At 74.5% G+C, this 23,800-nt stretch carries 1 protein-coding gene and 1 pseudogene; both read left to right on the top strand.

Translation table 11 applies throughout. The annotated features are described in order from the left end of the window. Positions 1-628: 628 nt before the first annotated feature. The gene (locus ACN268_RS09525) at positions 629-14,551 is read left to right on the top strand and encodes an SDR family NAD(P)-dependent oxidoreductase (RefSeq protein WP_421482780.1); all 13,923 of its coding nucleotides are present in this window, start codon (positions 629-631) and stop codon (positions 14,549-14,551) included. A 33-nt stretch (positions 14,552-14,584) separates the two neighbouring features. Then, a pseudogene (locus ACN268_RS09520) lies at positions 14,585-23,782 on the top strand (type I polyketide synthase); the annotation flags it as partial. Between the last annotated feature and the right edge of the window lie 18 nt (positions 23,783-23,800).

Below are 23,800 nucleotides of genomic sequence, written 5' to 3'. Positions count from 1 at the left end.
GCACCCTGCGTGCCGAACAGAGAATTGTTTCCATCCGGGAGCGGTCGTGTTTCCTCCGTGGGCCCCATTGTGTGGGGGCTGGTGATCCACTGTCGAGCATATTCCCCCCGTGGTAATTGCACGTCGCGGGTTGGGTGGCGTGGGTCGATGTCCGACGATTGGTGAAACAATACGCGTCCGTTTGTGATCAGCGGCCGTGCCGTTGGTCGCGCGGCCCTCGACGGTGCGGTGCCGGCCACACCCGGACCGCCTCCGCTGCCGCTCCGAACCGACACCCCGGCGGCCTGCTATCCAATGCTTCGCAACGGTTCCGGCTCCGGCCTGTCGGTCGTCGGTCGTGCACCGGCCCGCCGGTGCTCGCCGGGCTGCAGGCGCTCCTCCGGCGGCGGGGCCGCCTGGTCAAGTCACTCGCCCGGTGACCGAAAAGCGACCACAATGCGTTGCCGATAAACATCGATTAAACGGGAAGTTGACGATTCTAGGGGAAACCTAGGGGTTGAAGCCGATCGATTGCTGATCGACTCTGGACGGGTCGTTGGCGGAGCGGATCGACGTCTCCTGTCGGTCACCTGCAATTCCCACACGCTTCGCGTCACCGCACCCACCGCGTCGACCCCGGGGGAAATACGTGGCTGCCCTGCACGGACACGAGTCGGTTGAATCCACGACGGACATCGCAATCACCGGCATCGCCTGCCGTTTCCCCGGAGCTCCGGACCCGACCCGATTCTGGGAACTGCTCGTGGCAGGCCGCAGCGCAGTCCGGGACGTCTCGGACCGCTGGCCCACCGCCACCGGGGCCGCCCGCTTCGGCGCCTTCCTGGCCGAGGTCGACACCTTCGACGCGCCCTTCTTCGACATCGGCGCCCGCGAGGCCGCACTGCTCGACCCCAGGCAACGCCTCCTGCTCGAACTCGGCTGGGAGGCACTGGAGGACGGCCGGCTGCCCGCCGACACGGTGGCCGGCACCCCGTTGGGCGTGTTCGTCGGCACCACCTGGGACGACTACGCCCAGGTGGTGCACCGCCACCGCAGCGCGCTGCGCTCCGGTCACGCGATGACCGGCCTGCACCGCAGCATGATCGCCAACCGGCTGTCGTACTTCCTGCGGGCCAGCGGGCCGAGCGTCACCGTCGACACCGGCCAGTCGTCCTCCCTGGTCGCCGTCCACCTGGCCTGCGCCAGCCTGCGCAGCGGCGAGTCGACGACCGCGCTCGCCGCCGGGGTGAGCCTGGCCCTGCTGCTGGAGAGCAGCCACATCTCCGACGACTGGGGTGGACTGTCTCCCGACGGTCGCTGCCACACCTTCGACGCCCGCGCCAACGGCTACGTCCGGGGCGAGGGCGGCGGCGCGGTCCTGCTCAAGCCCCTCGACCGGGCGCTGGCCGACGGCGACCGGATCTACTGCGTGATCCGGGGCAGCGCGGTCTCCGCCGGTGCGGGCGGCACCCCCACCACCCCCGACCCGGCCGCCCAGGAGGCGACGCTGCGCGCCGCGCACCGGCGCGCCGGCACCACCCCCGCCGACATCCAGTACGTCGAACTGCACGGCACCGGCACCCGGGTCGGTGACCCCGTCGAGGCCGCCGCGTTGGGCCGGGCGCTCGGCGACCCGGCCACGCCGCTGGCGGTCGGCTCGGTCAAGACCAACATCGGCCACCTGGAGGGTGCCGCCGGCATCGCTGGACTGATCAAGACCGCGCTGGCCGTACGGCACCGTCAGCTCCCCGCGAGCCTGCACTTCGCCAGCCCGAACCCCGACATCGACCTGCCCCGGCTCGGCCTGACGGTGGTCACCGACACGACGCCCTGGCCGCGCCCCGACCGGCCCCTGGTGGCCGGGGTCAGCTCGTTCGGCATGGGTGGGACGAACTGCCACGTGGTCCTCGGTGAGGCCGGCACCGACGTACCACCGGTTCCACCGGCGACGCCGCACCTGCCGGTCGTGGCCTGGCCGGTGTCCGCGAAGTCCGCCGCCGCCCGCGACGCCGCCGTGACCCGCCTGCGGGAGCACGACGCCGACCCGGCGGCGGTGGCCTGGTCCCTGGCCACCACCCGTGCGGAGCTGACCCACCGAGCCGTCGTGGTCGACGACCGGGTGGTCACCGGCCAGGCACGCGACACCGCCCTGGGATTCGTGTTCGCGGGCCAGGGTGCCCAACGGATCGGCATGGGACTGCGCCTGCACGCCGCCCATCCCGTCTTCGCCGCCGCGTTCGACGAGGTGTGCGCCCTGGCCCGGGTGGACCTGCGTACGGCGATCAGCACCGGCGACGGGCTCGACGCGACCGGCACCACCCAACCCGCCCTGTTCGCCGTCGAGGTGGCGCTCTTCCGGCTGCTGGAGTCGTGGGGCGTCCGCCCCGACGTGCTCGTCGGCCACTCGATCGGCGAGATCGCCGCCGCCCACGTCGCCGGGGTGCTCGACCTGCCGGACGCGGTACGGCTGGTGTCCGCGCGTGGCGAACTGATGCAGGCTCTGCCCGGGGGCGGGGCCATGGCCCACGTCCGCGCCGCCGACTCCGCCGTACGCCCGTTCCTGCGCGACGGCGTGGTCGTCGCTGCCGTCAACGGCCCCGACGCGACGGTGCTCGCCGGACCCGCCGGGCCGCTGCGCGACGTCACCGGGGAGATCATGCGGGCGACCCGGGCACGGGTACGGCAGCTACGGGTCAGCCACGCCTTCCACTCGCCGCTGATGGACCCGATGCGCGACCGGTTCCGCCGCGTCCTGTCGACGGTGACCTTCCGCCCGCCCACCCTGCCGGTCGTCTCCACCGTGACCGGCACGCCGGCCGAGCTGACCGACCCCGAACACTGGGTACGCCAGGTGCGCGAACCGGTCCTCTTCCACGCCGCCGTCACCTCGGCCACCGCCGCACACCACGTCGGCACCTGGCTGGAAATAGGGCCGGACGGCTCGCTGTCCACCCTGATCGACGGCGTCCCCACCCTGCGCGTCGACCACGACGAGGCCACCAGCCTGGTCACCGCCGCCGGCACGGTGTGGACCCGGGGCCACCCGGTGGACTGGCGGGCCCTGCTCGGCGGCTCCGGCCGGGTCGTCGACCTGCCCACGTACCCGTTCCAACGCACCCGGCACTGGGTGGGTGCCCGGCCGGAACCCACCCGTGCCGCCCGGCCGGCCACCGACCGTGACCTCACCACCGAGATCGAGGCCCTCGTCCGGCGGGTCCTCGGCGAGCGCGCCCCCGCCGTCATCGCACCCACCACGACGTTCCACGACCTGGGGTTCACCTCGCTGCTGGCGGTCGAGCTGCGTGACGAACTCGCCGCCGCCACCGGCCTGGTCCTCCCCGGCGGGCTGCTGTTCGACCATCCCACCCCCGCCGCGCTCGCCGAACGGCTCACGGTGCTGCTCGCCGACGGCAATCCCGTGGCGGAGGACGAGGCCGACGACGACACGTCGACCATGGTGGACGAACCAGTCGCCATCGTCGGCATGGCCTGTCGCTTCCCGGGCGGGGTGACGTCGCCGGAGGAACTGTGGACGCTGCTCGTCGACGGCACCGACGTCATCGGGGAGTTCCCGCAGGACCGGGGCTGGGATCTGACGGCGCTGCGGGACTCCGGCCGGCTCGGCACCGACTCGGGTGGGTTCCTCGCCGACGCCGCCGGGTTCGACGCCGCCTTCTTCGGCATCTCACCCCGTGAGGCGCTGGGCATGGACCCGCAGCAACGGCTGCTGCTGGAGGTCTCGTGGGAGGCGCTGGAACGCGCGGGAATCGCCCCGACCGCCCTGCGGAACAGCCGGGTCGGTGTCTTCGCCGGCGCGACCGGGGGCGACTACGGCCCCAGGATGCACGAGGCCCACCCCGATGCCGAGGGTTACCTGCTCACGGGCGTCAGCCCCAGTGTCGCCTCCGGTCGGATCGCGTACACCCTCGGGCTCACCGGGCCGGCGCTGACCGTCGACACGGCCTGCTCGTCGTCGCTGGTCGCCGTGCACCTGGCGGCGTCGGCGCTGCGCAACGGCGAGTGTTCGCTGGCGCTGGCCGGGGGCGTCACCGTCATGTCCACGCCGGGCATGTTCGTCGAGTTCAGCCGGCAGGGTGGGCTGTCGCCGGACGGCCGGTGCAAGGCGTACTCGGCCGCCGCGGACGGTACCGGGTGGGCCGAGGGCGCGGGGATGTTGGTGCTGGAGCGGCTGTCGGATGCGCGTCGTCTTGGTCATCGGGTGTTGGCGGTGGTGCGGGGTAGTGCGGTGAATTCGGATGGTGCGTCGAATGGTTTGACGGCGCCGAGTGGTCCGTCGCAGGAGCGGGTGATTCGTCGGGCGCTGGCGGTGGCGGGTGTGTCGGTCGACGAGGTGCAGGTGGTGGAGGGGCATGGGACGGGGACGCGGTTGGGTGATCCGATCGAGGCGGAGGCGCTGTTGGGGACGTATGGGCGGGGTCGTTCGGTGCCGTTGTGGTTGGGGTCGGTGAAGTCGAACCTTGGTCATACGCAGCATGCGGCGGGTGTTGCCGGGGTGTTGAAGGTGGTGTTGGGGATGCGGCACGGGGTGGTGCCGGGGTCGTTGCATGTGGGTGAGCCGTCGGGGTTGGTGGACTGGTCGTCGGGTGCGGTGGAGGTGGTGCGGGGGTCGCGGGAGTGGGTGGTGGCTGAGGGTGGGCGTCGGCGGGCGGGGGTGTCGTCGTTCGGGATCAGTGGGACGAACGCGCACGTGATCGTGGAGGAGCCGCCGGCGGAGATTGAGTTGCCGGCGGGCGGGGGTTCGCCTGCGGAGGTGACTGCCGCGCCGGTGGCGGTGACGCCGTGGCCGGTGTCGGCGCGGTCGGTTGCCGGGGTGGGGGAGCTGGTGGGGCGGTTGCGGTCGTTGGTGGCGGGGTCGGAGGGTCCGTCGGCGGTGGATGTGGGGTGGTCGTTGGCGTCGACGCGGTCGGTGTTCGCCGAGCGTGCGGTGCTGCTCGATGGTGTGGTGGTCGCGGATTCGGCGTCGCTGACCCCGGAGGTTCGGGGACTGGCCGCCGGTGATGGCTCGGCGAGCGTTCCGGGCTCCGGTCTGGGTGTGGTGTTCGGGGGTCAGGGTGGTCAGCGGGTGGGGATGGGTGCGGGGTTGTATCGGGTGTTTCCGGTGTTCGCGTCGGTGTTCGACGAGGTGTGTGACCTGTTGGGTGGGGACGTGCGGGAGGCGATTGCTTCGGGTGTGGGTCTGGATGGCACGGGCATCGCGCAGCGGGCGTTGTTTGCGGTGGAGGTGGCGTTGTTTCGGCTGGTGGAGTCGTGGGGTGTCCACCCGGCGGTTGTGGTGGGTCATTCGATTGGGGAGATTGCGGCGGCGCATGTGGCGGGGGTGTTGTCTCTTGCGGATGCGGTGAGGTTGGTGTCGGCGCGTGCTCGGTTGATGGCGGCGTTGCCGGTCGGGGGCGTGATGGTGTCGCTGCGTGCTTCGGCGGAGGCGGTGGGGCCGTTTCTGTCCGGTGGTGTGGTGGTGGCGGCGGTGAATGGTCCGTCGGCGGTGGTGATCGCGGGCCCTGAGCGGGAGACGCTGCGGGCGGCGGAGGCGGTGGCGGCCGGGTTGGGTGTTCGGCAGCGTCGGTTGTCGGTGGGTCATGCGTTTCATTCGCCGTTGATGGAGCCGATGCTTGACGAGTTCCGTGCGGTGGTGGAGGGCTTGTCGTTCCATCCGGCGCGGATTCCGGTGGTGTCGACGGTGACCGGTCAGGTCGGGGATCTTTCGGACCCGGATTACTGGGTGCGGCAGGTGCGCCAGCCGGTGCGGTTCCACGATGCGATCGAGGCGGCCGGTCCTCGGTCGTGGTGGGAGTTGAGCGCGGATGGTGGTTTGTCGTCCCTGTTGGCCGACGGTGTCCCGATGCTGCGTCCGGGTGTGGATGAGGCGGTCAGTGCTGTTACCGGGTTGGCGCAGGTGTGGGTGCGGGGGCATGAGGTCGACTGGCGGGCGTACTACGGCGGTGGGAGGGTCGTCGACCTGCCGACGTACCCGTTCCAACGGCAGCGCTACTGGCTCGACAACCAGCCGGCGATGGGGACCACCGGCACCCGGCACGGTCTGCTGTCCACCTCGGTCGACCTCGCCGACGACGCGGGAGTGCTGCTGACCGGCCGCGTCTCCACCCGCAGGCACCGCTGGCTCGCCGACCACGTCATCGACGGGCAGACGCTGCTGCCGGGCACCGCGTTCCTCGAGGCGGCGCTGCGCGCCGGCAGCGAGTGCGACTGTCCCCGCGTCGAGGACCTCACGCTGCTCACCCCGCTTCCGGTCACCGCCGCACCGGTCGCGCTCCAGGTGGCCGTCGGACCGCCGACCGTCGACGGTCACCGCACCGTCAGCGTGTACGCCCGCGCCGCCGACTCGGCCGACTGGACCCGGCACGCCACGGGCACCCTCACGCCCGCCCGGCCAGCCTCGACCACCCCGCGGCTGCCGGCCGACGCGGCGGAACTGGACCTGACCGACGTCTACGAATCCCTCGCCGCACACGGCTACCGCTACGGCCCGGCGTTCCAGGGACTCCGCCGCCTCTGGCGGACCCGGGACGGCCTGTTCGCCGAGGTCGAACTCGACGCCGGTGAGCCGGTGGAGCCGTACCTGCTGCATCCGGCCCTGCTCGACGGCGCGCTGCATCCGGCCCTGCCCGGCGTGGTCGACGACACCCGCCCGGCCGCGCTGCCGTTCGCCTGGTCCGGCGCCCAGGTGCACGCCACCGGCGTCCGTCGGCTCCGGGTGGCGTACACCTGGACGGGGCCGGAGACGCTGACGATGACGGCGGCAGCCGACGACGGCACCCTCGTCGCCGAGGTCGCCTCGCTGGGCTGGCGGCCGAGGAGCGCGGTGCGGCGTGGCGAGGTGCTGACCCGGGCGTGGGTGCCGGCACCGGCCCCCACCGGAGTGTCCCGGCCGGTCAGGGGCGTGGAGTTGGCCGCCCGGGACACGGACCAGGCTGCCGCCGCACACGCCGTCGCGGAGGACGTCCTCGACGAGATCCACGCCGCGCTCGCCACCGAAGACGGCCCCACCGTGGTCTTCACCGTCGCCGACGACGCCCCGGCCCTGGCCGTCGCCGCCGGGCTCGTCCGCAGCGCCCGCACCGAACACCCGGGCCGGTTCGTCCTCCTGCACCACGACACCGAGGTCGACGCGGCGGACCTGGCGCGGGTGGCCGCGCTCGACGAACCGGAGGTGCGCCTCACCGGTGGCGAGCCGACCGTGCCCCGGCTACACCGCGACGACAACGCCCCGAGCGCCCCGGTCGACCTCGGCGACGGCACCGTGCTGATCACCGGTGCCAGCGGCGCGCTCGGCACCGGGCTCGCCCGCCACCTGGTACGCGACCTGGGCGTACGGGGTCTGCTGCTGCTCAGCCGCCGGGGTGCCGACGCCCCCGGTGCCGCCGGACTCGCCGACGAACTGCGGGCGTACGGCGCGGTGGTGACCCTGGCGGCCTGCGACGCGGCCGACCCGGAGCAGCTCACCGCCGCGTTCTCCCTGATCCCCGCCGACCTGCCGCTCACCGCCGTGGTGCACGCGGCCGGTGTGCTCGACGACGGCCTCGTCGCCACCCTCACCCCCCGGGCGCTGCACGCCGTGCTACGCCCCAAGGTGGACGCGGCGTGGCACCTGCACCGGCTCACCGCCGACCTCGACCTCGCCGCGTTCGTGCTCTACTCGTCGATCTCCCAGCAGATCGGCGCGGCCGGTCAGGCCAGCTACGCCGCCGCCAACGCCTTCCTCGACGCGCTCGCCGCCCACCGGCACGCCGCCGGCCTGCCCGCCACCTCCCTGGCCTGGGGCCTGTGGGAGGCCGAGGGCGGCATGGCCGAGACGCTCGGCGCGGCCGACCTGGCCCGGATGGCCCGCAACGGGGTGGCCCCGCTGCGGCACGACGACGGTCTGGCCCTGTTCGACCGGGCCCTCGGACTGCCCGGTCCGCTGCTGGTCCCGATGCTGCTGGACACCGCCGGGCTGGCCACGGCGGACGACCCCACCACCCTGCCCGCCGTGTGGCGCGGCCTGCTCCGCCCCCGGGCCGCCCGCCCCCGCCCGGTCACCGACAGCAGGTCGCACCGCGACCTGGTGGAGGTGGTCCGCGCCGAGGTCGCCGCCGTCCTCGGCCACCCCGACCGGACGCGGGTCGGTGTGCAGGCCGCGCTCACCGACCTCGGTGTCGACTCGCTCACCTCCGTCGAGCTGCGCAACCGGCTCGCCTCGGTCACCGGGCTGACCCTGTCGGCGACGGTGGTGTTCGACCATCCCACGGTCGCGGCGCTCGCCGACCACCTGCGGGAACTGACCGGCGAGACCGGTACGGACGGCGCGGCCACCGGCACCGTCGCCGACGGCCACGACCCGATCGCCGTGATCGGCATGGCCTGCCGCTACCCCGGCGGGGTCGCCTCCCCGCAGGACCTGTGGCGGCTGGTTGCCGACGGCCGGGACGCCATCTCCGAGTTCCCGGTCAACCGTGACTGGCCGGAGGACCTCTACGATCCCGACCCCGGTCGTCCCGGGCACAGCTACGTCCGCGAGGGCGGCTTCCTGCACGGTGCCGACGAGTTCGACCCGGCGTTCTTCGGCATCTCGCCCCGCGAGGCGTTGGCGATGGACCCCCAGCAGCGGCTGCTGCTGGAGACGGCGTGGGAGGCGGTGGAACGCGCCCGCATCGACCCGTACTCGCTGCGGGGCACCACCACCGGCGTGTTCGCCGGGCAGATGTACCACGACTACGCGCCGCCGGTCGACGCGATGCCCGGCGACCTGGAGGGCATCCTGCTCACCGGCAACACCGGCAGCGTGCTCAGCGGCCGGCTGGCGTACGTGCTCGGGCTCACCGGGCCGGCCGTCACCGTCGACACGGCGTGCTCGTCGTCGCTGGTCGCCACCCACCTGGCCGTCCGGGCCCTGCGTGCCGGTGAGTGCTCGCTGGCCCTCGCCGGTGGGGTCACCGTCATGTCGACCCCCGGCACGTTCGTCGAGTTCAGCCGGCAGCGGGGTCTGTCGCCGGACGGGCGGTGCAAGTCCTTCTCGGCGGACGCCGACGGCACCGGCTGGGGCGAGGGCGTGGGCATGCTGCTGCTGGAACGGCTCTCCGACGCCCGCCGCCACGGGCACCCGGTGCTCGCCGTGCTGCGTGGGACGGCGGTCAACTCCGACGGCGCCTCCAACGGGCTGACCGCCCCCAACGGCCGCTCCCAGCGGGCGGTGATCCGGGCGGCGCTCGCCGACGCCGGACTGACCCCCGGCGACGTGGACGCGGTGGAGGCCCACGGCACCGGCACCCGCCTCGGCGACCCGATCGAGGCGGAGGCCGTCCTCGCCACCTACGGCCACGACCGCGTCGAACCGCTCTATCTCGGCTCGCTGAAATCCAACATCGGGCACACCCAGGCCGCCGCCGGCGTCGGCGGCATCATCAAGATGGTCGAGGCGATGCGTCACGGCACGCTGCCGGCGACCCTGCACGTCTCCGCGCCGTCGCCGTTCGTGGACTGGTCCGCAGGCGCGGTACGGCTGCTCACCACGCCCCGGGACTGGCCCGACACCGGCCGGGTGCGTCGCGCCGCCGTCTCCTCGTTCGGGATCAGCGGCACCAACGCGCACGTCGTCGTCGAGGCCGCCCCGCCGGAGCCGGCACCCACCACGCCCGACCCGGCCACCGCCCCGACGATGGTGCCGCTGGTGCTCTCCGCGGCGACGCCGGCCGGTCTGCGCGCCCGCGCGGACCAGCTCGCCGGCCTCCTCGACGGCGTGACCCCGGACGCCGACCTGGGCTGGTCGCTGGCGGCCACCCGCGCCCACCTGCCCGAACGGGCGGTCGTGCTGGCCGACCACACCACCGCCCTGCGTACCCTCGCCGGCCACGACCCGCAGCCCGGGACGGGCGGTGACGTCGACCCCGCCCTGGTGGTCGGCACGGCCGGCGACCACGGCGGCGTGGTGTTCGTCTTCCCCGGCCAGGGCGGCCAGTGGACGGGAATGGCCGCACCGCTGACGGCGCAGTCGCCGGTGTTCGCCGCGTCGATGCGGGCCTGCGCCGCCGCCCTGGCCCCGTACGTGGACTTCGACGTCACCGACCCGGACCTGGCCCTCGACCGGGTCGACGTGGTGCAGCCCGCGCTGTGGGCGGTGATGGTGTCGTTGGCCGCGCTGTGGCGTTCACTGGGGGTGGAACCCGACGCGGTCGTCGGACACTCGCAGGGCGAGATCGCCGCCGCCGTCGTCGCCGGTGCGCTCAGCCTCGACGACGGCGCCCGGGTGGTGGCGCTGCGCAGCCGGGCACTGCGGGACGTCACCGGCGGCGGGGGGATGCTCTCCGTCGCCCTGCCCGCCGAGGACGTCGCCGACCGGCTGGCCGGCCACGGCGGGCGGCTGTCCATCGCCGCGCTCAACGGGCCGCGCTCCACCGTCGTGGCCGGCGACGCCGACGCGCTCGCCGACCTGCACGCCCGCTTCGCCGCCGAGGCCGTCCGCTCCCGCATGGTCAACGTGGACTACGCCTCCCACTCGGCGCACATCGAACCCCTCGGCGCGTCGCTCACCGCGCTCCTCGCCGACGTCGCACCGAAGCCGCCCCGGGTGCCGCTGTACTCCACCGTCACCGGTCGGCTCCTCGACGAGCCGATGGACGCCGACTACTGGTACCGCAACCTGCGGCACACCGTGCTGTTCCACGACGCCGTCACCGAGCTGACCGGTCAGGGGCACGGCGTGTTCGTCGAGATCAGCCCGCACCCCGTGCTCGCCGTCGGGCTCACCGAGACGGCACCGGACGCCCGCGTCGCCGGGTCGCTGCGCCGAGACCGGGGCGGACTCGACCAGTTCCTCACCGCCGCCGCCACCGTCTACACCTGGGGGGTGCCGGTGGACCTCACCGCGCTGTTCCCCGACGCCCGGGGCGTGGACCTGCCCACCTACCCGTTCCAACGGGAGCGGTACTGGCTGACCCGGCGACCCCGCGGCGAGGTCTCCGGAGCGGGCCTCGACCCGGCGGCCCACCCGCTGCTCGGCGCGGTGACCGCGCTGCCCGACGGCACGGTCCTGTTCACCGGCAGTGTGTCCCGCCGCACCCAGCCCTGGCTGGCCGACCACGTCTTCTCCGGCACGGTGCTGGTGCCCGGCACCGCCCTGATGGAGCTGGCGCTGCGCGCCGGTGACGAGGTCGGCTGCGACGAACTGCGCGAACTGACCCTGGTCGCCCCGCTCGCCCTGCCCGACCGGGCACCCGTGCGGGTGCAGGTCCGGGTCGGCACGCCGGAGGCCGACGGCGTCCGGCAGGTCACCGTGCACGGGCGGGCCGCCGAGGACGACCCGTGGACGCTGCACGCCACCGGCAGCGTCGCGCCCGCCACCCCGCAGACCCCACCGTTCCCGCTGGTGTGGCCGCCCGTCGACACGGAGCCGGTCGACCTGGACGGCGTGTACGACCGGCTCGCCGGCCACGGCTACGACTACGGTCCGGCCTTCCGTGGCCTGCGCGCCGCGTGGACCGGTCCCGGCGGTGACGTCTACGCCGAGGTGGCGCTGCCCACCGGCGACGCCGACCGGTTCCTCGTCCACCCTGCGCTGCTCGACGCGGCGCTGCACCCGATGCTGCCGGGGGTGGTCGGTGAGCGGCCGGCGGGTCTGCCGTTCACCCTGTCGGGCGTGCGGGTGACCGCCAGCGGGGCGACCGCGCTGCGCGTGCACCTGTCGACGGGGGGCGGGGCGGACAACACCGCGCGGGTGGTCGCCGCCGACCCCGGTGGCACCGTCGTCGCGGTGCTCGACGCGGTCGTGCTGCGACCCGCCGCCGCGCCCGCGCCGACCCGTGACGCCCTCTACCGGGTGGAATGGACGCCGCTGGACCTACCCGCCGTCACACCGGCACCGGCCGGCACCGAGGCGCTCGTCGTCCGTCCGGCCGCCACCGGCGACGTCCCCGCCGACGTCCGGGCCACCCTGCGGCAGGTACGCGACGCCGTGCGGACCTGGCTCGCCGCCGAACACCCGCCCGCCGCGCGCCTCGTGGTGGTCACCACCGGTGCCGGCCCCACCGGCACCGACCTGCCCGCCGCCGCCGTCTGGGGGCTGCTGCGTACCGCCCAGACCGAGAACCCCGACCAGCTCGTCCTGCTCGACGTCGACGCCACGGCGACGGTCGACGACCTGCTCGGCCCGGTGCTGGCCAGCGGGGAACCGCAGGTGGCCGTCCGGTCCGGGGTCGCGTCCGTGCCCCGGCTGGCCGCCGCTTCGCCCGACCTGGTGCCGCTGCCCGGCGACGGGCCGCACCGGATGGTCGTCACCCGTCCCGGCACCCTGGACAGCCTGGCCTTCGAGCCCTGTCCGCAGGTGTGGCAGCCGCTGGGTCCCACCGAGGTCCGGGTCGCCGTCCGGGCCGGTGGCCTCAACTTCCGCGACGTCCTCATCGCCCTCGGGCTGGTCCCGCAGCAGCACGCGCTGATGGGTGCCGAGGGCGCGGGTGACGTCCTCGCCGTCGGGTCCGCCGTCACCGACCTCACCCCCGGCGACCGGGTGTTCGGCTACTTCGACGGCGCGTTCGCCCCGGTCGCCGTCGCCGACCGCCGGCTGCTGGCCCGGATGCCCGACGACTGGTCGTACGCCCGCGCGGCCACCGTGCCGGTGGTGTTCCTGACCGCCTACTACGGCCTGGTGGACCTCGGTCGCGTCGGCCCCGGTGACCGGGTGCTCGTCCACGCCGCCGCCGGTGGGGTGGGCATCGCCGCCGTGCAGCTCGCCCGCCACCTGGGGGCCGAGGTGTTCGGCACCGCCAGCCCCGGCAAGTGGGACACCCTGCGCGCGCTCGGCCTCGACGACGACCACATCGCCAACTCCCGCACCCTCGACTTCGCGGCGACGTTCCGCACCGCCACCGGCGGGCGCGGGATGGACGTGGTACTCAACTCGCTGGCCGACGACTTCGTCGACGCCTCGCTCGGCCTGCTCGCCGACGGGGGACGCTTCCTGGAGATGGGCAAGACCGACATCCGGGACCGCGCCGAGGTGCACGCCGCGTACCCCACCGTCGACTACCGGCCGTACGACCTGACGGCCCTCGCGGTCACCGCGCCCGACAGCGAGGGGGCCGAACCGGAGCGGCTCCGCGCGATCCTCACCGAGGTGCTCGACCTCTTCACCGCCGGGGTGCTCGCCCCACTGCCCGTCACCGTCTGGGACGTGCGCCGCGCCCGGGAGGCGTTCCGGGCACTGCAACAGGCCCGCACCATCGGCAAGGTCGTGCTCACCGTCCCGAAGCCGCTGGACCCGGCGGGCACCGTCCTGGTGACCGGGGCCACCGGCACCCTCGGCGGGCTCACCGCGCGGCACCTGGCCGCCACCCACGGCGTACGCGAGATGCTGCTGGTCAGCCGGCGCGGACCGGACGCTCCCGGCGCGGCCGAACTGGTCGCCGACCTGGCCGACCTGGGCGTGCGGGCCCGGGTGGTCGCCTGCGACGTCGCCGACCGTGACGCCCTCGCCGCGCTGCTCGCCGACATCCCCGCCGAGCACCCGCTGACCGCCGTGTTCCACACCGCCGGTGTTCTCGACGACGGGCTGTTCACCGCCCTGACCACGGCACAGTTCGACACGGTGCTGGCGGCCAAGGTGGACGCCGCCTGGCACCTGCACGAGTTGACCGCGCACCGGGACCTGTCCGCGTTCGTCCTGTTCTCCTCGTTCGCCGGGCTGCTGGGCACCCCGGGGCAGGCCAACTACGCCGCCGCCAACGGGTTCCTCGACGGTCTCGCCGCGCTGCGCCGCGCCGCCGGGCTGCCCGCCGTCTCCCTGGCCTGGGGACTGTGGGCGCAGGCCAGCGGCATGACCGGGCACCTGTCGGAGACGGACCTGGCCCGGATGGCCCGCGAAGGGCTGCGCCCCCTGGAAGCCGGGGAGGGGATGAGCCTGCTCGACGACAGTCTGGCCGCCGGCCTGCCCGTGGTCGCGCCCACCAAACTGGGCCTGCCCGCGCTGCGCGCCCAGGGTGACGCGCTGCCCGCCCTCCTCCGCGGCCTGGTCACCCGGACCTCCCGCCGGCAGACCGCCACCACCCAGGCGACGGCCGGCACCCTCGCCGACCGGCTCGCCCCGCTCACCGAGGCGGACCGGACGACCGCCCTGACCGACCTGGTCCGCGCCCAGGTGACCGCGGTGCTCGGCCACGGCGGCGACGGCGTCGTCGACCCCGACCGGGCCTTCCGCGACCTCGGCTTCGACTCCCTCACCGCCCTCGAACTGCGCAACCGGCTCGGCACCGCCACCGGGCTGCGCCTGGCCGCCGGGGTGGTCTTCGACCATCCCACCCTGACCGAACTGGTCACCCACCTGCGCGGCCAGTTGACCCTGGACACCCCGCCCCGACCGGACGGCAGTCCCACCGGCGTCCTGGCCGAACTGGACCGGCTGGAACAGGCGATGCGTCAACTCACCGACCGACCCACCGGTGCCGTCGCCGACCGGCTGCGGGACCTGCTGGCGATGTGCGGCCCGACCCCGGCGACCGTTCCCGACGTGGACCTGGACACCGCGACCGACGACGAACTGTTCGCGCTCGTCGACGAACAGAACTGACCCCCGACCCTGCCTGACTGGGAGTGGACTGACGTGGCGGACGAGGACAAACTGCGCGAGTACCTCCGACGGGCCATCGCCGACGCCCGTGAGGCGCGCGGCCGGCTGCGCGAATGGGAGGAACGCGCCACCGAGCCGATCGCCATCGTGGGCATGGCCTGCCGGTTCCCCGGCGGCGTACGCAGCCCGGAGGACCTGTGGCGGGTGGTCGCCGACGGGGTGGACGTGACCTCCGAGCTGCCCGCCGACCGGGGCTGGGACGTCGACCGGCTCTACCACCCCGACCCGGACCACCCCGGCACCACGTACACCCGCACCGGTGGTTTCCTGCACGACGCGGGGGACTTCGACGCCGAGTTCTTCGGCATCTCACCCCGTGAGGCGCTCGGGATGGACCCGCAGCAGCGGCTGCTGCTCGAACTGTCCTGGGAGGCGGTGGAACGGGCCGGCCTCGACCCGGCGACGCTGCGCGGCACCCCGACCGGCGTGTTCGTCGGGGCCACCGACCAGGACTACGGCCCCCGCCTGCACGAGGCTCCACCCGAGGTGCAGGGTCACCTGCTCACCGGCAACACCGCGAGTGTCGCCTCCGGCCGCGTCGCCTACCAGCTCGGGCTCACCGGCCCGGCGGTCACCATCGACACCGCCTGCTCGTCGTCGCTTGTCGCCCTGCACCTGGCGGTCCGCTCGCTGCTCGCCGGGGAGTGCGACCTCGCCCTCGCCGGTGGGGTGATGGTCATGTCCACCCCGGGCACGTTCGTCGAGTTCAGCCGGCAGCGGGGGATCGCCCCCGACGGCCGGTGCAAGGCGTTCTCGGCCGACGCCGACGGTGTCGGCTGGGGCGAGGGTGCCGGCCTGCTCCTGGTCGAGCGCCTGTCGGATGCGCGTCGGCAGGGGCATCGGGTGTTGGCGGTGGTGCGGGGTAGTGCGGTGAATTCGGATGGTGCGTCGAATGGTTTGACTGCGCCGAGTGGTCCGTCGCAGGAGCGGGTGATTCGTCGGGCGTTGGCGGTGGCGGGTGTGTCGGTGTCCGACGTGCAGGTGGTGGAGGGTCACGGCACCGGTACCCGGTTGGGTGATCCGATCGAGGCGGAAGCCCTGTTGGCGACGTATGGGCAGGGTCGCTCGGTGCCGTTGTGGTTGGGGTCGGTGAAGTCGAACCTTGGTCATACGCAGCATGCGGCGGGTGTTGCCGGGGTGTTGAAGGTGGTGTTGGCGATGCGGCACGGGGTGGTGCCCGGGTCGTTGCATGTGGGTGAGCCGTCGGGGTTGGTGGACTGGTCGTCGGGTGCGGTGGAGGTGGTGCGGGGGTCGCGGGAGTGGGTGGTGGCTGAGGGTGGTCGTCGGCGGGCGGGGGTGTCGTCGTTCGGGATCAGTGGGACGAACGCGCACGTGATCGTGGAGGAGCCGCCGCCGGTGGAGTCGGACGCTCCGGAGCCGGATGCGGTGGTGCCGGGTTCGTCGGTGCCGGTGGGGGTGACGCCGTGGCCGGTGTCGGCGCGGTCGGTTGCCGGAGTGCGGGAGTTGGTCGAGCGGTTGCCGTCGGCGGTGGCTGGGGTGTCGGGGGTGGATGTGGGGTGGTCGTTGGCGTCGACGCGGTCGGTGTTCGCCGAGCGGGCGGTGCTGCTCGACGGTGAGACTGTCGCGGATTCGGCGTCGCTGATCCCGGAGATCCGGGAACTGGCCGCAGGCGATGGTCCGGTGACGGTCCCAGCCGCCGGTCTGGGCCTGGTGTTCGGGGGGCAGGGTGGTCAGCGGGTGGGGATGGGTTCGGGTCTGTACCGGGCGTTCCCGGTGTTCGCGTCGGTGTTCGACGAGGTGTGTGACCTGTTGGGTGCGGATGTGCGGGAGGCGATCTCGTCCGGGGTTGGTCTGGAGGGGACGGGTGTTGCGCAGCGGGCGCTGTTTGCGGTGGAGGTGGCGTTGTTCCGGCTGGTCGAGTCGTGGGGTGTCCGCCCGGCGGTCCTGGTCGGCCACTCGATCGGGGAGATCGCCGCTGCACACGTCTCGGGGGTGCTGTCCCTTGAGGATGCGGTGACGTTGGTGTCGGCGCGGGCCCGTCTGATGGCCGCGCTACCCGCCGGGGGAGCGATGGTGTCGCTGCGGGCTTCGGTGGAGGCGGTGGAGCCGTTCCTGTCGGGTGATGTGGTCATCGCGGCGGTGAATGGTCGGTTGGCGGTGGTGATCGCCGGTCCGGAGCGGGAGACGCTGCGAGCGGCGGAGGCGGTGGCGACCGCGTTGGGGGTGCGACAGCGGCGGTTGTCGGTGGGTCACGCGTTCCATTCGCCGTTGATGGAGCCGATGTTGGATGAGTTCCGGTCGGTGGTGGAGGGGTTGTCGTTTCATCCGGCGCGGATTCCGGTGGTGTCGACCGTCACCGGGCAGGTCGAGGAGCTGGGGGACCCGGGGTACTGGGTGCGGCAGGTGCGCCAGCCGGTGCGGTTCTACGACGCGATCGAAGCGGCTGGTCCCCGTTCCTGGTGGGAACTCAGCCCGGACGGTGGTCTGTCGTCCCTGCTGGCCGACGGCATACCGATGCTCCGTCCGGATGCCGACGAGGCGGTCAGCGCGGTGACCGGGTTGGCGCAGGTGTGGATACGGGGTCACGACGTGGACTGGCGGGGGTACTACGGCGGTGGGCAGGTCGTCGACCTGCCGACGTACCCGTTCCAACGGCAGCGGTACTGGCTCGACGCCGTACGCCGTGGCGACGAGCCGTACCTGATCCAGGAAACCTGGCACAACGTCGACCTGCCGGCGGCCCCGACCCTCGACGGCGACTGGCGCATCGTCACCGACGGCACCGTCGACGCGCGCCCGTTCGCCGACCTGCTCACCGGGCACGGCGCCCGGGTCGAGGTCGCCGACGGCCCCGGCAGCACCCCGGTCACCGGCGTCCTCGCCCTCACCGCCGACCCGGTCCCGCTGCTCACCGCCGGCACCGGCCCGGTGTGGCAGGTCACCGGGGACGCCGCGACCATCGGCCGGGGCCGGGCCCTGGGCTGGACGTGGCCGGACACCTGGCGGGGCACCCTCGACCTGCCCGCCGACCCCGACCCGCACACCGGTGCCCTGCTGGTGGCCGCCCTCGCCGCCACCGGCCCGGTCACCGAGCACCTCGAACTGCGTCCCGGCGGGGCCCGCGCCCGCCGACTCACCGCGGTGCCCGCCGGCGGTCCCGAGTGGACGCCGCACGGCACGGTGCTGGTCACCGGCGACGGCCCGGGTGTCGACCTGCTCACCGACCTGCTCACCGCCGAGGGGGCGACGGTCCGCCGGGTGCACCCGGACGAGCTGCCCGCCGCGCTGGCCGGACCCGGGGTGACCGCCCTGGTGCACGCCGACCCGGGCGTCGACGCCGACGCCCTCGACCTCACCGGCGGGCCGGACACCGTCGTGCTGCTCACCCCGCTCGCCGGCGTCCTCGGCGCGCCCGACCTGCCGGCGGCGGGACAGCGGCACGCGGTCGCCGTCCACACCGCCCGTACGCTGGCCGCGCAGGGCCGGACCGCGAGCGTGGTGGCCTGGGTCGACCCGGCCGACCGGCCGGTGGCGGGGGTGGACGCCGCACCCGCCGACGCCGCCGTCGCCGCGCTGCGGCGCGCCGTCGGCGGCCGGCTGCCGGCCGTGGTGGTCGCCGCCCTCACCCCGGCCACCCTCGGCGTCGCCGACCTCCCCCCGGGCGTACGCGGCGTGCTCGGCGGGTACGTCGGTCCGCCGCCCGAGCCCACCGCCGGGCAGGCCGACCCCGCCGACCTGCTGCCCCTGGTACGTCGGGAGATCGCCGCCGCCCTGGGGCACCCGGACACCGACCGGGTCACCGCCGACCGGCCGCTGGGGGAACTGGGCATCGACTCGATGACCGCGGTGACCATCCGCAACCGCCTCGCCGTCGCCACCGGGATCGACCTGCACACCACCGTCGTGTTCGACCATCCCACCGCCCGTTCCCTGGCCGGGCACCTCGCCGCCGAGGCCGCCGGTACCCGCCCCGGCGACAGCGACGTCCCCACCACGGCGGCTCCGGACGAGCCGCTGGCGATCATCGGGATGGCCTGCCGGATGCCCGGCGGGGTGCGCACCCCCGAACAGCTCTGGCGGCTCGTGCTCGACGGCGTCGACGCCATCTCGTCGTTCCCCACCGACCGGGGCTGGGACCTCGCCAACCTGGTCCACCCTGACCCGGACCATCCCGGCACCAGCTACACCGACCAGGGCGGCTTCCTGACCGGGGTGGCCGAGTTCGACCCGGCGTTCTTCGGCATCTCCCGCCGGGAGGCGCTGGGCATGGACCCGCAGCAGCGGCTGCTGCTGGAAACGGCGTGGGAGGCCGTCGAACACGCCCGGATCACCCCCGAGTCGCTGCGCGGGACCCGGGTCGGGGTGTTCGCCGGCGGCAACGGCAACGACTACGCCACCACGATGACCCGCGTCCCGGACGGCGTCGACGGCTACCTGATGACCGGCAACGCGGCGAGTGTCGTCGCCGGCCGGATCGCCTACCTGTTCGGGCTGGTCGGCCCGGCGCTGACCGTCGACACCGCCTGCTCGTCGTCGCTGGTGGCGCTGCACCTGGCCGGACACGCGCTGCGCGCCGGGGAGTGCACGATGGCGCTGGTCGGCGGGGTCACCGTGATGTCGACCCCGGGCACGTTCGTCGAGTTCAGCAGGCAGCGGGGCCTGGCCCCCGACGGGCGGTGCAAGGCGTTCGGCGCGGACGCCGACGGCACCGGCTGGGCGGAGGGCGCGGGCATGCTGCTCGTCGAGCGACTCTCCGACGCTCACCGCCACGGCCACCGGATCCTCGCCGTGGTGCGGGGCTCCGCGGTCAACCAGGACGGGGCGTCGAACGGCCTCACCGCGCCGAACGGCCGCTCCCAGCAGGCCGTGATCACCGAGGCGCTGCGGACGGCCGGTGTCGCCGCCACCGACGTCGACCTGGTGGAGGCACACGGCACCGGCACCCGGCTCGGCGACCCGATCGAGGCCGAGGCGCTGCTGGCCACGTACGGGCAGGGGCGACCGGCCGACCGGCCGCTGTGGCTGGGTTCGCTGAAGTCCAACATCGGGCACACCCAGGCCGCCGCCGGGGTGGCCGGGATCATCAAACTCGTCCACGCCCTGCGCGACGGTGTACTGCCCCGGACGCTGCACGCCGACGAACCCACCCCGATGGTCGACTGGCGGCGCGGCGCGGTGGAACTGCTCCGCGAGCAACGCCCCTGGCCGGTAGGTGCGGGCCCGCGCCGCGCCGCGATCTCCTCCTTCGGGGCCAGTGGCACCAACGCCCACGTGATCGTCGAAGCCGCCCCGCCGACCGTCGACCCCACCCCCTCGGACCCGCCGACGGTCACCCCGTGGGTGGTGACCGGGCGGGACGAACGCGGCCTGCGCGCCGTCGCCGCCGAGCTGCTCACCGTCGCCGACCGGGTCGACCCGGCCGACCTCGGGTTCTCCCTGGCGACCACCCGCCAGCCACTGGAACGGCGGGCGGTCGTCACCGACACCGCCGGGCTGCGGGCACTGGCCGACGGGGACCTTCCGCTCGTCACGCCCGGCTCCGGCGACCTGGGATTCCTCTTCACCGGGCAGGGCGCGCAGCGGGCCGGCATGGGCCGTGGGCTGCGGGCCGCCTTCCCGGTCTTCGCCGACGCGTTCGCCGAGGTCTGCGCCGCCTGTGACGGGCACCTCGGCCGGTCGTTGGCCGACGTCGTCGACACCGGCGACGGCCTCGACGACACCACCGTCACCCAGCCCGCGATCTTCGCCGTCGAGGTCGCCCTGTTCCGGCTGCTGGAATCCTGGTCGCTGCGACCGGACGTGCTCGCCGGGCACTCCATCGGAGAGATCGCCGCCGCGCACGTCGCGGGCGTGCTCTCGCTGGCCGACGCGGCCACCCTGGTCACCGCGCGGGGCCGGCTGATGGGCGCGCTGCCGACCGGCGGTGTGATGGCCGCCGTCCGGGCCGCCGAGGCCGACGTGGTGCCGCTGCTCACCGCCGAGGTGGGCATCGCCGCCGTCAACGGACCCCGCTCCCTGGTGCTCTCCGGCACCGCGTCCGCCGTGGCCGCGGTGACCGACGCCCTCGGTGTGCCGGGCCGGCCGCTGACGGTCAGCCACGCGTTCCACTCGCCGCTGATGACACCCATGCTCGACGACTTCCGGGCCGTCGTGGACGGACTCGCCTTCCACCCGCCCCGGATTCCGGTGGTGTCCACGGTGACCGGTCGCCCCGCCGACCTGACCGACCCCGACCACTGGGTGGCCCACGTGTCCCGACCGGTGCGGTTCGCCGACGCGGTCGCCACCCTGCGCGACACCGGCGTCGACACCCTGCTGGAGGTCGGCCCGGACGCCGCGCTCACCCCGCTGACCGTCGACCTGCTGACCGGGGACGCCACGGTCACCGCGACGATGCGCCGGGACCGGGACGAGGCGGGCACCCTGGTCGCCGCCGTCGGCGAGGTGTTCGCCCGGGGGCACCGGGTGGACTGGGCGGCCTGCTACCGGGGCAGCGGCGCCCGCGTGGTCGACCTGCCCACCTACCCGTTCACCCGGGAACGGTTCTGGCTCACCGCCCGCCCCACCGGCGGCGTCGACGCCGCCGGCCTCACCGGCACCGACCACGGCCTGGTCGGGGCGCTCGTCGACCACGTCGACGACGACGGGCTGACCCTCACCGGCCGGATCTCCACCGCCACCCACCCGTGGCTCGCCGAGCATGCCGTGCTCGACACGGTGCTGCTGCCCGGCACGGCGTTCGTCGACCTGGCGGTCACCGCCGCCCGTCGCGTCGACTGCGCCGGTGTCGACGACGTCACCCTGGCCGCACCGCTGGTGCTGCCGGCGGGTGGGGCGGTCGACCTACGGGTCACCGTCGCCCCGCCCACCGCCGACGGCCGCCGGGCGGTCGCCGTCCGGTCCCGGCCGGCCGGTGGCACCGGCTGGACCACCCACGCCACCGGCACGCTCACCCCCGACGGCGGCCCGGTGGAGGCGCTGCGCCAGTGGCCGCCGCGCGACGCCACCGAGATCGACGTGTCGGCCGCGTACCCGCAACTCGCCGCCGCCGGCTACCGGTACGGCCCCACCTTCCAGGGGCTGCGCCGGGCCTGGCGACGGGGCTCCGAGGTGTACGCCGAGATCACCCTCCCCGAACCGGCCCGCCCCGACGCCGCCGGGTACGCCCTGCACCCCGCCCTGCTGGACGCGACCCTGCACGCGGTCATGCTCGACTCCCTCACCGCCGCCGAACCGAGCCTGCCGTTCGCGTGGAGCGGGGTCCGGGTGGTGCGCCCCGGCGGCACCGAACTGCGCGCCCGGTTCGTCCCGGTCGGCGAGTCCGCAGTGGCGGTGACCCTCGCCGACGGCACGGGCGAACCGGTCGCCGTCGCCGAACGGCTGGACTGGCGGCCGGTGTCCGCCGCCGCGCTGCGCCCCACCCACCACGAGTCGCTGTACCGGCTCGACTGGACGGAGATCGACGTCGGCGCGGCCGGGGACGACCCGCCGTCCTGGCAGCGCCCCGACGGCCCGGTCCACCTGGTGACCCTGGCCGGCCCGGACGGCACCGACACCGTCGCCCGGACGCACGCGGCCACCACCGCCGCGCTGCGCCTGGTCCAGGAGTGGCTGGCCGCCGACGACGACCGCACCCTCGTCGTGCTGACCACGCACGCCGTACCGACCGCCGGTGGTGAACCCCACGACCTGCCGCTGGCCGCCGCCCTCGGCCTGCTGCGCACCGCCGCCACCGAGAACCCGGGCCGGGTCGTGCTGGTCGACCTCGACGGGTCCGCCGCCGCCCGCCGGTTGCTGCCCGCCGTGGTCGCCGCCGCCGAACCCCAGGCCGTGGTACGCGGCGACCGGGTGCTGGTGCCCCGCCTGGTCCGGTTGGAGACCGTCGACGGGCCGGGCACCACCGTCGACCCGTCCGGCACCGTGCTGCTCACCGGCGGTACCGGCGGCATCGGCGCGGCCCTGGCCCGGCACCTGGTCCGCCGGCACGGCGTGACCCGGCTGCTGCTGACCAGCCGCCGGGGGCCGGACTCCGACGGTGCCGGGAAACTCGTCGCCGAGCTGGCCGAACTCGGCGCCGAGGCCACCGTCGTCGGCTGCGACACCGCCGACCGGGATGCCGTCGCCGCGCTGCTCGCCGGCATCCCCGACGAGCACCCGCTGACCGCCGTGGTGCACCTGGCCGGTGTCTCCGACGACGGGGTGCTCGACTCGCTGACCCCGCAGCGGGTCGACGCCGTGCTGCGGCCCAAGGTCGACGCGGTCTGGCACCTGCACGAGCTGACCGCCGGACTGGACCTGTCGGCGTTCGTGCTGTTCTCCTCGGCCGCGTCGGTGTTCGGGGCGCCGGGTCAGGGCAACTACGCCGCCGCGAACGCCTTCCTCGACGCGATGGTCCACCACCGCCGGGCCCGGGGGTTGACCGCGACCACCCTGTCCTGGGGGCTGTGGGAGGGCGTCGGCGGCATCACCGGGCACCTCACCGAGGCCGACTTCCGCCGGATGGCCCGCTCCGGCGTGGCCGCCATCCCGGTCGCCGACGGCCTCGACCTCCTGGACGCCGCGCTGGCCCAGCCCCGGGCCTGGGTGTTCCCGCTGCGCCTCGACCCGGCGGCGCTACGCGGCCAGGGCGAGGCGCTGCCCGCCGTGCTGCGCGGCCTCGCCCCCGCCACCCGGTCCGCCCCCGGACCCGTCACCCTGACCGTCGACCTGGCCGCCCTCCCGCCCCAGGAACGGGACCAGGTGCTGCTCGACCTGGTACGCGGCCAGGTCGCGGCGGTCGTCGGCCTCACCACCGGTGACGTCGACCCGGGCCGGCAGTTCCGGGACCTCGGCTACGACTCGCTGACCGCAGTGGACCTGCGTAACCGGCTCGGGACGGCGACCGGGCTGCGGCTGCCAGCCACTCTCGTCTTCGACCACCCCACCCCGGCCGAACTGGCCGCCTACCTGGGGGAGCGGTTCGCCGACGATGTCGCGGACACCGGCTCGGCGGTGCTCGGCGGGCTGGACCGGTTGCACGCCGAGGTGCTCGCCGCGGATCTGGCCGCGGCGGCGCGGGCGGCGGCGCGGGCCCGGCTGAAGGACATCCTCGCCCTGCTCGACGAACCCACCGCAGAGACGGGGGAGGGCGTCGACGCGGAACTCGCCGACGCCTCGGCGGAAGAGGTCTACGCCTTCGTCGACCGCGAACTCGGCATCTCCCTGGACTGACCCGACGGGCACACCGAC

Source organism: Micromonospora sp. WMMD735 (genome assembly GCF_049178995.1).
Lineage (GTDB): Bacteria > Actinomycetota > Actinomycetes > Mycobacteriales > Micromonosporaceae > Micromonospora > Micromonospora wenchangensis.
Note: the sequence above shows the minus strand (reverse complement) of the source record. Positions and strands in the feature narration are given on the sequence as shown.